At 44.3% G+C, this 11,611-nt stretch carries 10 protein-coding genes; 2 read left to right on the forward strand and 8 right to left on the reverse strand.

Annotated features, from left to right (window positions below; genetic code table 11):
- Positions 1-468: 468 nt before the first annotated feature.
- From DWV53_RS11440 to rpsF, 5 genes are all read right to left on the reverse strand, one after another.
- Positions 469-2,661, reverse strand: a complete 2,193-nt coding sequence (locus DWV53_RS11440; RefSeq protein WP_118153975.1) for an alpha-amylase family glycosyl hydrolase — start codon at positions 2,659-2,661, stop codon at positions 469-471.
- A 90-nt stretch (positions 2,662-2,751) separates the two neighbouring features.
- Complete coding sequence (gene fabD / locus DWV53_RS11445; RefSeq protein WP_118153978.1) at positions 2,752-3,639, reverse strand: ACP S-malonyltransferase; 888 nt, start codon at positions 3,637-3,639, stop codon at positions 2,752-2,754.
- Positions 3,640-3,923: 284 nt separating this feature from the next.
- Complete coding sequence (gene rplI / locus DWV53_RS11450) at positions 3,924-4,454, reverse strand: 50S ribosomal protein L9 (protein ID WP_118079290.1); 531 nt, start codon at positions 4,452-4,454, stop codon at positions 3,924-3,926.
- A 20-nt stretch (positions 4,455-4,474) separates the two neighbouring features.
- Positions 4,475-4,744 carry a 30S ribosomal protein S18 gene (gene rpsR / locus DWV53_RS11455; protein ID WP_006847399.1) on the reverse strand — a complete coding sequence of 90 codons (270 nt, stop codon included), beginning with the start codon at positions 4,742-4,744 and terminating at the stop codon, positions 4,475-4,477.
- 2 nt (positions 4,745-4,746) lie between these two features.
- Complete coding sequence (rpsF, locus tag DWV53_RS11460) at positions 4,747-5,091, reverse strand: 30S ribosomal protein S6 (RefSeq protein WP_006847398.1); 345 nt, start codon at positions 5,089-5,091, stop codon at positions 4,747-4,749.
- Between the two features lie 189 nt (positions 5,092-5,280).
- Between rpsF and DWV53_RS11465 the strand changes: the two genes are divergently transcribed.
- Entirely contained in the window at positions 5,281-5,478 is a 198-nt protein-coding gene (locus DWV53_RS11465; protein WP_118153981.1) for a hypothetical protein, read from the forward strand.
- 59 nt (positions 5,479-5,537) lie between these two features.
- On the opposite strand, the gene rprY is transcribed toward DWV53_RS11465, so the two are convergent.
- The 3 genes from rprY to DWV53_RS11480 all read right to left on the reverse strand — a co-directional run bounded on the left by rprY (position 5,538) and on the right by DWV53_RS11480 (position 10,189).
- Positions 5,538-6,236 (reverse strand): response regulator transcription factor RprY, encoded by a 699-nt coding sequence (rprY, locus tag DWV53_RS11470; RefSeq protein WP_006847396.1) that lies wholly within the window; start codon positions 6,234-6,236, stop codon positions 5,538-5,540.
- 59 nt (positions 6,237-6,295) lie between these two features.
- Positions 6,296-7,789 (reverse strand): sensor histidine kinase, encoded by a 1,494-nt coding sequence (locus DWV53_RS11475; RefSeq protein ID WP_006847395.1) that lies wholly within the window; start codon positions 7,787-7,789, stop codon positions 6,296-6,298.
- Between the two features lie 237 nt (positions 7,790-8,026).
- Entirely contained in the window at positions 8,027-10,189 is a 2,163-nt protein-coding gene (locus DWV53_RS11480; RefSeq protein ID WP_006847394.1) for an elongation factor G, read from the reverse strand.
- 228 nt (positions 10,190-10,417) lie between these two features.
- Here DWV53_RS11480 and hemW point away from each other — a divergent pair, with 228 nt between their 5' ends.
- On the forward strand, positions 10,418-11,554 hold the full coding sequence (gene hemW, locus DWV53_RS11485; RefSeq protein ID WP_022121910.1) for a radical SAM family heme chaperone HemW: 1,137 nt from the start codon (positions 10,418-10,420) through the stop codon (positions 11,552-11,554).
- Positions 11,555-11,611 lie beyond the last annotated feature (57 nt).

Consider the following 11,611-nt stretch of genomic DNA (forward strand, 5'->3'; position numbering starts at 1 on the left):
TGCCCGCAGTACGGGCAACGAGTACCCAACACTTGGTCTATCGATACCCGTCACTTGATCCCTTAGTGCCCGTGTGACGGGCACTAAGAGACCAGCCAATGTGCTTACTTTCCTAACTACTCTATAAAACTGAAATACTAGACATTTCTTAGTTTTTGTGCCTGTATTTCTAGACATAAATCCTCAAAAAAGGCTTTTTTGCAAGCAACTTACCTGAGTTTTATGATACTTCTATTGAATTTATGATACTTCTATGATACTTTTTGTAAAATAAACAGAAAAGTATCATTTTTATAAACCACTATATATCAACCATATATAGCATTTTTAAACACGAATAATGAGACTTTGAGACTTTTTCAAGAAAAAAAACTTTTATGTGCACGAAAGAAAAGGAAAGAAGAAAGCAGTAATTATAAAAGAAAAAAGCAGCAATGGCTACTACTCCATTGCTACTTATTTTATATTTTACTGAACAATCTTGAAGCGGATACGCAAAGAATGCGCATGCTCATCCCAATTGGTACCAAGCAATACGAACTTGCCAATCTGGGCGGTAGAACGGACATGCTTGCCGATACATGGACAAACATCATAATCACCGATACGAACCAGACGCAAGGTCTCGCTCGCATCATCCGGCAGACGGTCTAACTTGACGTTAGCCGGAATGTGGTCACGATCCACAAACTCGTAAGTAACAGGCATATCAAGCTCTATCAGACGATTCATCTCCGTCTCAATCTCCTTCTCCTCCTGGCGGGTAGGCTTGTGATCGACTACGAAGGTCATCTTACTCTTCTTGCGCTCAATATGTGCATTGCGGCTGCGCTCACAGCCAAACAGGCGAACCATCAACTGATTGAGCAGATGCTCAGCCGTATGAGCAGGAGGGAACTCCTCCTTATGATGCTCATTCAATATGATATCACTTTCCTCCATCTTGACATTGAATTTATAGATTCTTACTCCGTTAGCATCCATTGATATCGGGAATACGCCATCCTTCTTCAATTCAACCTTCTTCTTGCCACCCGAGAACAGTTCTGTTACCAGCACCTCCTCTTCAGCAATATGGAAGAAATCGAAAGCATGACCAGGGATGCAAACCTGCAACTGGCGCGCCTCCTGAGCAAAGTTAAGTACGATGAGCATGGCTTCATCATCCTTCTTGCGAAGGAAGGCGAAATTGGTACGGGGATCGAAATTCTCAGAACCCGGATTCACATACATCAAATCGAAGGTCTCACCCTCGCGGATGGCTTTCTCTTCATTGGCGAAGCGAAGAAGCTGGCGATAAGTGGCTGCCAGATATTTCTGCTCCTGACTCAATGCCGAGTCAGATGAATCCTGATAGGCATGCGCCAGAGTTTCCAGACTCCAATAGTCGAATATCGTGGTACGGCCATCCGTGCCGCTGAATCCTTCTTTATCCATTCCCTTCTCGCCGAATTCCTGACCGCTGTAAAGCATGAAAGGATTCTTTTGGAAGAAGAGACTCATGGCTGCAGCAGGAATCGCCTTCATGGCTGAGCCACAGAAGAAATCGCTGGCGATGCGCTGCTCATCATGATTCTCAAGGAAATAGAGCATGTGATCGCGGATATCATCCACTACCTGCCACTCGTGAGTGATACTGGCTGCCGGACGCTCACCACGAACCACGCCACGCAGGCAATCATACATTCCTACTTTGTCATAAAGATAATCGAAACCAGCCTTTACATAGTTGCGGTACTGGTTAGGATCATAAACCTCGCCGATAACAACGATATGAGGATACTTCGCCTTCAATATTCCTGTAGCGTATGCCCAGAAGGCCGTTGGCACCATTTCTGCCATATCACAGCGGAAGCCATCTACACCCTTGCTTGCCCAGAAGAGGAGGATATCTGTCATCTTGCCCCATGTGTTTGGCACTGGTTCATAATGATAGCTTCTGCCTCCTGCATCACAGTAATCTACACCATAATTGAGCTTCACGGTCTCATACCAGTCGTTACAGCCAGGATGGTTATCAAACCGGTCGTTTCCTGTAGCTCTGGCTGGGCTCTCGGTATAAGGTTCATAAATCTTGGCATCTTTCGCAGAAAAAGCCTTGAACTCTGGTTTGGATTGACGGATTTCATTCAAATCCAAATCGCCCCATGCATAATAGAAATTATTCCTGGTAGAGAAGTGCATGTTCGGATCATCATCTTCTCCCAAATCCCGTACACCTGTTGGTTTGCAAATGGAATGATACTCTCGGGCTACATGGTTCGGAACGAAATCCATGATTACTTTCATACCTGCCTTGTGAGTACGCTCTATCAGCTGCTCCCACTCTTTCATTCGCATACTGACATTCACAGCCAAGTCTGGATCGATATCATAGTAGTCGGTAATAGCATATGGCGAACCTGCTTTTCCCTTCACTACCTCTGCATGCTGAGTAGGAATTCCATAAGAAGAGTAGTTTGTCTGAGTGGCATGACGAATCACACCCGTATACCAAATATGTGTAAATCCCATATCGTGGATGCTAGCCAAAACTTCATCAGAGAAATTATTCAGCTTTCCGCAACCATTCTCTTCGATGGTACCATTTTCCTTACAGGTTGTATTCTGATTTCCGAAGAGTCGTGGGAGAACCTGGTATATAATAACTTTTTCCTTCATTTAGCGGCTTTACTAAAAAAAATGAAACGTTTTACCTTTCCAACAACGCCTTTGCTGAAAAGATAAAACGTTGAATAGTGTTATTGTTGATTAAGCAATACCATGAGCGGCAACATTCTTGTCGATGCGGCCAATCATACCCTGCAATGCCTTGCCAGGACCACACTCTGTGAAGTCATCAGCACCATCAGCAATCATAGCCTGTACAGATGAGGTCCAACGTACAGAGCTTGTAAGCTGTGCGATGAGGTTCTGCTGAATCTCAGCTGGATCAGTATGAGGCTTACCGTCTACATTCTGGTAAACCGGGCACTTAGGAGCAGAGAATGTAGTCTTCTCGATAGCAGCCTGAAGTTCATCCTTAGCTGGCTGCATCAATGGAGAGTGGAAAGCACCACCAACCTTCAAAGGCAATGCACGCTTAGCACCAGCAGCCTTCAGCTTCTCGCAAGCAGCATTGATAGCATCTACGTTACCTGAGATAACGAGCTGACCAGGGCAGTTGTAGTTAGCAGCAACTACCACATTGCCTTCTGTGCTCACCTCAGCGCAGACTTCCTCAACCTTCTCATCTGGCAAACCGATGATGGCAGCCATGGTACCAGGGTTAGCCTCGCAAGCCTTCTGCATAGCGTTGGCACGGGCAGCAACAAGTTTCAAACCATCCTCGAAAGCCATAGCACCAGCAGCAACCAATGCAGAGAACTCACCGAGAGAGTGACCTGCAACCATAGCTGGCTTGAACTCCTCACCCAGGCAAAGAGCAGAGATAACAGAATGGAGGAATACAGCAGGCTGGGTAACCTTGGTTTCCTTCAACTGATCGTCGGTTCCGGCGAACATGATATCAGTAATCTTGAAGCCGAGAATCTCGTCGGCCTTATCAAAAAGTTCTTTTGCCAATGCGTTGTTATCGTAGAGATCCTTACCCATACCTACGAACTGAGAACCCTGTCCAGGGAAAACAAATGCTTTCATTTTATCCTATTATTTTTTAAGTTTATAATAAATATTCCTGCAATATACATGAATTCTTTGAATCCGACTGCAAAGGTACAATAAAATTCTGAGAATCAGCAGAGAATATCAAAAAATAAAGTTATATATTCTAAATTACTACAAGAATGGTAAAAACTTTCCATTCTGAATGCGGAACAGGCATAAAAAAAATCCCTAATGCCTTTCGGCAAAAGGGATCTTTATATTAATTTGCTTTACAGTGCGAAAAATATCGTACTTCATACAAATTGATTGAGCTAGGATTATTCAGCTGCTGGAGCCTCTTCCTCAACTGCAGCCTCAGCAGGTGCCTCAACTGGAGCCTCCTCAGCAGCAGGAGCTGCAACAGGAGCGTTCTCAGCAACAACATTAACTGGAACCTTAACCTCAACCTCCTTGTGGTAGTGTACAGTAGCCTCGTACTCACCAACCTTCTTAGCATCCTTCATAGTGATGATCTTGCGATCAACCTCGATGCCCTTCTTAGCGAGTTCCTCAGCAACAGTTGCAGCGTTAACTGAGCCATAGAGCTGACCAGTAGCGCTCACCTTAGCAGCAATAGTAAGAACAATGCCCTCGAGAGCCTCGCCCTTCTTAACAGCCTCAGCCTTGATAGCCTCAAGCTTGTGAGCCTGCTGCTTCAAATCCTCAGCCAACTGCTTCTTAGCAGATGGAGATGCGATAACAGCCTTACCTGTAGGGATAAGGAAGTTACGACCATAACCACTCTTTACATTTACGATATCGTTCTTATATCCAAGACCGATAATATCTTGCTTCAAAATAATTTCCATTCTTCTTTATCCTCCTTAAATTACTTCATCAAATCGGTTACGTAAGGAAGCAAAGCGATCTGGCGAGCACGCTTTACAGCCTGTGCTACACGGCGCTGATACTTCAAAGATGTACCTGTGATACGACGTGGAAGGATTTTACCCTGCTCGTTCAAGAACTTCTTCAAGAACTCTGGATCCTTGTAGTCGATGTACTTAATACCGCTCTTCTTGAAACGGCAATACTTCTTCTTCTTTGTGTCGATAGAAGGAGCAGTCAAATAACGGATTTCTGATTTCTGATCTGCCATGATTAAGCCTCCTCTTTTTTACCAAGCTTTGCACGACGCTTCTCTGCGTAAGCGGCAGCATACTTGTCAAGTTTAACAGTCATGTAACGAATTACTTTCTCGTCGCGGCGATAAGCTGTTTCGAGCTTAGCGATAACAGTTGGCTCAGCCTTGAACTCAACCAAGCTGTAGAAGCCTGATGTCTTCTTCTCGATGTTGTAAGCCAACTTCTTCAAACCCCAAGCCTCTTTGTTCAGAATCTCAGCACCATTATCGGTGAGTACCTTCTCGAACTTAGCGACCGTTTCCTTCATCTGTTCATCAGACAAAACGGGAGTCAAAATGAAAACGGTTTCGTATTGATTCATACTACTTTAAATGATTAAATATTAATATAAAAATTCTCATGCAAACCGGAAAATGTGTGCGGAAACACAGCCTTTTCACGAATTGCGGTGCAAAATTACGACTTTTTCTTGAATTAACCAAATATTTTTCGTACTTTTGCACAAAATAATTGTTAATAGTATAAAAACAACCTCTAAATTGTAAAGAATATGGCAAAAATGAACAAGAAACTGATTACTCTGCTCCATACCCTACCATCTATGGGCATGGCTTTCATCGTTTTAGGCGTCCTGCTGATGGTGGCCAGCTTTGCGTTTTCCATTCAGGGAAACAGCGTACTCTTCGCTGGCCTCTTTTTCATTCTGGCGGGAATAGCCGGATTTGTATATTCATTAAAAAAAGGATAAGCCGGTCATCGACTTATCCTTTTATATCTTTGGGAATCTTTTCCCAATTACAGAATCATTTAATCTTCGTTAGGAACTATCAGTTTGTATCCCTTACCATGAATATTGATGATTTCAATCTGAGGATCGTCCTTCAAATGCTTACGGAGTTTGGTGATATAAACATCCATTGAGCGTGCATTGAAGTAATTGTCATCAATCCAGATGGTCTTCAGAGCAAAATCGCGCTGCAGAATTTCATTAGAGTGAGCACAGAGCAAAGCAAGAAGTTCATTCTCCTTGGTGGTAAGCTTGGTCTGCTTTTCACCAATGGTAAGAAGCTGCTTCTGTGTATCGAAGGTAAAGTCACCAATGTGATACATGGTAGACTCCTTGCTCTTCTTGCCACGTACGCGGCGGAGAATAGCCTCTACACGGAATACCAATTCTTCCATAGAGAATGGTTTGGTGATATAATCATCAGCACCAATCTTGAAACCTTCAAGGATATCTTCCTTCAATGTCTTGGCAGTAAGGAAGATGATTGGGAGATCGGCATTGGTCTGACGAATTTCCTGTGCCAGGGTAAAGCCGTCCTTCTTTGGCATCATCACGTCGAGTACTGCAATATCAAACTTATTCTTATTGAATTCCTTATAACCTACCTCGCCATCAGGGCACAGAACTGTAGTAAATCCCTTTGCCTGCAAATATTCGCGAAGCAACATACCTAAATTTTCATCGTCCTCGCAAAGCAAGATTTTAATTTTCTCTTCCATATCTTTATTCTTTAAAATTATTAATATTCTTTTAATTCTTTATTCTGTTTCTTCAAGCCTTAACTGTGAATCACCGGCAACTTGATGGTAAAGGTTGTGCCCTTTCCCAATTCGCTATCTACCTTAATTTCACCATCATGAAGATCTACTATCTTCTTGACATAAGCCAGTCCCAGTCCGAATCCCTTCACATCATGGACATTGCCTGTATGTACGCGGTAGAACTTGTCGAATATCTTCTTCAGATTCTCCTTCTTCATACCCAGACCGGTATCCGTGATTGAGAGATACAGATGCTCTTCATCATTCCAGGTCTTCATCGTAATGTTAAGCGGCTCGTCTGGCTTGCGGTATTTCACGGCATTGTCCATCAGATTGAAGATGACATTCTGGAAATGTACCTCATCAACATAGAGTCCCGAATCGATAGCCTCAATATCGGTATAGACCTTTCCGCCAGTATGCTCAACGCGGAGCGAGAAGGAATTGGCAATATTCTCAACCATCTCGTTCAGATCGAGTTCTTTCTTCTTGAACACCGCCTTCTTGCGGTCGAACATACTCATCTGCAATACCTTTTCTACCAGGAAGCGCAGGCGCTTCGATTCATCGTTGATCACGTTACCCAGATGTTTCTGCATCTGTTCGCTCTTTGCTACCGAGGTATCATTGAGCATCTGCGCTGCCAGACTGATACTGGCTATCGGCGTTTTCAGTTCGTGGGTCATATTATTGATGAAGTCGTTCTTTATCTCTGTATATCTCTTTTGTCTGAAGATGACCACAATGGTAAAGATGAAGGTAATCAGCAGTACCAGCGTGAAGATGACACTAGGAATCATGAAGCGCACACTGGAGAAGATATAGCTGTTCATATCCGGGAAATGCACCCTTACTACGCCCATCTTCGACTGTGGGTCGTTGCGGAAGAGCACCTGTGAGTAGCTGTATTCCTCACCCTCGTCCGTATAGTCAGGACAGCGGTAAACCTCTCGTCCATCCTGAGTAGTCACGGTGAAATGATAAGGTATGTTGATACCATTATTCATCATCTCAGCCTTGAGGTCCTGATCGAGCTGTTTGAAGTTGATTCTCTCCTTCAGCGGCTTGTCTGATGCCGAATAAAGGATAGAATATACCACCTCATCCAGCAACGCTTTCTGATAGACATAGCGGTTCTTCACGATTTCCTGAAGCGACTTCTGTGTTTCTGTCAGCGAATTCTTATCGCTGCGCAGTATCATCGCCTTCGGCATATTGCCAGGATGTGTGGCATTTGTTTTCAGCTCGAAAGTTGAATAAACTGCCGTTCCCTTGTTCTTATCTTTATTGGCCTTACGTTCTGTCTCGTTGACATTCTTTTCGAGATAGCGCAGAGTTTCATTAAGCTCCAAATTTCTTGAAGCTTGATACAGGGCTCTGTTGACCGACTCGTCAAACTGTTCCTTCTTCATGTTTACCATCTCCTGGATGTAACTGAGCTGCAAGTACAGCAGCGCAAGGAACGAAAAGCCCATGATAATGGCTATGGTCCAAATCGTTTTCTTCTTCATGGGGGCAAAGATAAGAAATTTCTTAATCAGTTAACTTAAAATCGTTAATTAATTATTTACTCTTTCTAGTTTTTAACATTTTTCTGTATTTTTAGTTTCGTATATAAAACTATATTTTCATTTTCCATAAAAAAAAGAGAGGAAGTATACATATCACATGCACACTTCCCCATATTGGTCATATCAACATAAAATTTTAATTTATATAAGAGAGATTTTTCTCTAACCTAACAATTGCTATTCAGCATCCTTCTCCAATTCAGCCTCATGATCCGCAATCAGCTTACTCTGAATGTCGGAAGGAACCAACTCGTAGCTGGCAAACTTGGTGGTGAATGAAGCACGTCCACCTGTCAATGAACTCAGAGAGATGGAATAGCTGGCAAGTTCCTTCAGAGGAATCTTGGCACTCAGCTTCTGGTAACCGGCCTCGCTGTCCATACCCATAATGAGAGCACGACGTCCCTGGAGATCACTCATCACATCACCCATGAAATCAGCAGGCACATAAACCTCAAGATCATAGATAGGCTCCAGAATCTTCGGACCAGCCTGTTTGAAGGCATCGCTGAACGCATGGCGGGCAGCAAGCATGAACGAAAGTTCATTACTATCTACTGGGTGCATCTTACCATCATAAACGATGACACGTACATCACGTGCATAACTGCCCGTCAACGGACCATGTTCCATACAGTCCATAACACCCTTCAGAATAGCTGGCATGAAGCGGGCATCAATGGCACCACCAACCACAGAGTTGAGGAATACCAGTTTACCACCCCATGGCAAACTAACCTCTTCACGGCTCTTGATATTCATCTTGAACTCCTGACCGTTGAAGGTAAATGACGTAGGATCAGGCATACCTTCTGCGTATGGTTCAACAATGAGATGCACCTCACCAAACTGACCAGAGCCACCACTCTGTTTCTTATGGCGGTAGTCAGCACGAGCCTTCTTGGTAATAGTCTCACGATAAGGAATACGTGGCTCTTCGAAAGTCACATTGAGTTTTTCGTTGTTTTCCAGACGCCACTTCAGCGTACGGAGATGGAACTCACCCTGTCCTCTTACGATTACCTGGCGCAATTCCTTGCTCTGATCAACAATCCAAGTAGGGTCTTCCTGGCGCATCTTCAGGAGTGCAGCCATCAGTTTCTCTGTATCCTGAACATTGGCAGCCTTGATAGCACGTGAATACTTAGGGTTAGGATATTTAATGAAGTCGAAACGCCACTCAGCTCCCTTACCATTAAGGGTATTGCCGGTCTTCACATCCTTCATCTTCACGGTACAGCCGATATCACCGGCATTCAACTGCTCTACAGGCACACGGTTGGCACCCGCACAGGCATAAATCTGTCCGATACGCTCCTTGGAGCCACGATCTGCATTAGTCAGATCGTCACCATTCTTGATAGAGCCGCTCATCACCTTGAAGTAGCTAACCTCACCGATATGAGGTTCCATACCAGTCTTGAAGAAGTAAACACTCTCAGGACCATTGCTGTCTGGCGTAATTTCCTCACCACGTGTATTATGCAGTTTCGGCATCTCGCTTACGAAAGGAACCACATTGCCCAGGAACTCCATCAGGCGGTGAACGCCCATCGACTTACCTGCACAAACGCAGAACACAGGGAAGATGCTACGGGTAACCAATCCCTTGCGGATGCCCTCGCGAAGTTCATCTTCTGTCAGACTCTCGCTCTCGAAGAACTTCTCCATCAGTCCCTCATCGTTCTCGGCTGCAGCCTCAACAAGAGCCGTATGAAGTTCCATGGCTTTCTCCATTTCCTCTTCTGGAATATCTTCAATAATAGGAGCACCGCCCTCAGGCTTCCAGGAATATTTTTTCATCAATAAGACGTCAATGAGAGCATTGAAGCCTGAACCGGTCTCGATAGGATATTGTATCTGCACACACTTAGAACCGTAAATGTCCTTCATGGTGGCTATGATATTATCAAAGTCGCACTTGTCTGAGTCGAGCTGGTTTACCAGGAAGATAACAGGTTTACCCAACTTCTCTGTATAACGGAAGTTGTTCTGTGTACCTACTTCTGGACCATACTGACCATTAATAAGGATAACTGCCTGATCGGTAACATTGAGTGAAGTAATGGCGCCTCCCACGAAATCATCGCTACCTGGGCAATCTATAATGTTAAGCTTCTTGTTGTTCCACTCTACATGAAAAACTGTAGGGAACACAGAGTAGCCGTATTCCAACTCAACTGGGAAGTAGTCGCTCACCGTATTTTTCGCTTCTACAGAGCCTTTACGCTTGATAACGCCTGCTTCAAATAACATACTCTCGGCAAGTGTAGTCTTGCCGCTACCCGCACTGCCCAACAGCGCAATGTTTTTAATCTCATTTGTCTGATAAACTCTCATGACGCTTATAGATTTTTAAGGGTTATACTTAAATTTGCTAGTTGCAATCCACAGTCAAACCACCGGTTTTTCTGTTTCATGCTACTAAAGTACAAAAAAAATCGCACATTGCCAAAAGTTTTGGGCAAAAAACTTCTGTTTTTTAAAACATATTAGTACTTTTGCACTTTGTTTAGACATGTTTTTGTCTTTACACCTTATTATATATAGAAAAAGAAGTTCAGAAATATGGCAGGACTATACATACATATCCCCTTTTGTGAAAGCCGGTGCATCTACTGCGGTTTTTACAGTACCACCTCCCTCAAGTTAAGGGATGATTACACTGATGCTCTCTGCCGGGAGATGCAGATGCGCCCGGCAAAAGCCGCTCTCGGAAGCAATGAAACTATCGAAACCATCTATCTGGGCGGTGGAACCCCGAGTCAGCTCAACGAATCCCAACTCAACCAGATTTTCTCTGCTATCAGAAAAAACTATACGCTGGCAGAGAATATGGAGATCACGATGGAATGCAATCCGGACGATGTAACCGGCGATTTCTGTGAAACGCTGAAGCAACTCCCCATCAACCGCATCAGCATGGGGGCACAGACCTTCTGTAACGAGCGTTTACGCTTTCTGCATCGCCGTCATAATGCCGGAGAGGTAGAAGAAGCCGTCACCCGACTCCGTAACATCGGCATCCGCAATATCAGTATCGACCTGATGTTCGGATTCCCCGAAGAATCTCTTTCCCAATGGATGAGCGATATCAGGCACGCCATACAGCTGGATGTGGAACACATATCTGCCTACAGTCTGATGTACGAAGAGGGAACGCCCCTCTACCATATGCTGAAACAGGGAAAGATTAGCGAAATAGATGAAGAAACCAGTCGCAAGATGTATGAAACCCTGATAGACCAGCTTACTGGAGCAGGCTACGAACATTATGAAATCAGCAATTTTGCCCGTCCGGGCTTCCGTTCACGTCACAACAGCAGTTACTGGCACGAGGTACCATATATCGGAATAGGAGCAGCCGCCCACTCCTACAATAGGAAGCAGCGCAGCTGGAATATCGAAAATATCCAGACTTATATTCGAAGCATCGGCGATGGCATTCTGCCTTCTGAGAGTGAACAGCTAGATATTTTCACCCGATACAACGATCTGATAACAACCGCCTTGCGAACAAGCGACGGAATAAACCTCATGAAGATGGAGCAGGAATTCGGAAAAGAACTGGCAGACAGACTGCTCCAGGAAGCCCAGTCGCATATCAGCCGGGGACTGATGAAAATAAAGAACGGCAAGCTCTCCCTCACTCGGGAAGGTCTTTACATATCGGATGATGTGATGAGTGATTTCATGATTATATAATGGTTTCAACAAACAAAAAGAGGGTGTGTCATAAGTCTATGGCGCACCCTTTTCGTT

The sequence above is a fragment of the Segatella copri genome (assembly GCF_003465495.1).
GTDB lineage: Bacteria > Bacteroidota > Bacteroidia > Bacteroidales > Bacteroidaceae > Prevotella > Prevotella copri_G.

Bases quoted from the DNA above. Each gene is read 5' to 3' on its own strand.
- fabD (WP_118153978.1), bottom strand. From the start codon at position 3,639: ATGAAAGCATTTGTTTTCCCTGGACAGGGTTCTCAGTTCGTAGGTATG.
- DWV53_RS11465 (WP_118153981.1), top strand. From the start codon at position 5,281: ATGGCAAAAATGAACAAGAAACTGATTACTCTGCTCCATACCCTACCA.
- DWV53_RS11475 (WP_006847395.1), bottom strand. From the start codon at position 7,789: ATGAAGAAGAAAACGATTTGGACCATAGCCATTATCATGGGCTTTTCG.
- DWV53_RS11440 (WP_118153975.1), bottom strand. From the start codon at position 2,661: ATGAAGGAAAAAGTTATTATATACCAGGTTCTCCCACGACTCTTCGGA.
- rpsR (WP_006847399.1), bottom strand. From the start codon at position 4,744: ATGGCAGATCAGAAATCAGAAATCCGTTATTTGACTGCTCCTTCTATC.
- hemW (WP_022121910.1), top strand. From the start codon at position 10,418: ATGGCAGGACTATACATACATATCCCCTTTTGTGAAAGCCGGTGCATC.
- DWV53_RS11480 (WP_006847394.1), bottom strand. From the start codon at position 10,189: ATGAGAGTTTATCAGACAAATGAGATTAAAAACATTGCGCTGTTGGGC.
- rprY (WP_006847396.1), bottom strand. From the start codon at position 6,236: ATGGAAGAGAAAATTAAAATCTTGCTTTGCGAGGACGATGAAAATTTA.
- rplI (WP_118079290.1), bottom strand. From the start codon at position 4,454: ATGGAAATTATTTTGAAGCAAGATATTATCGGTCTTGGATATAAGAAC.
- rpsF (WP_006847398.1), bottom strand. From the start codon at position 5,091: ATGAATCAATACGAAACCGTTTTCATTTTGACTCCCGTTTTGTCTGAT.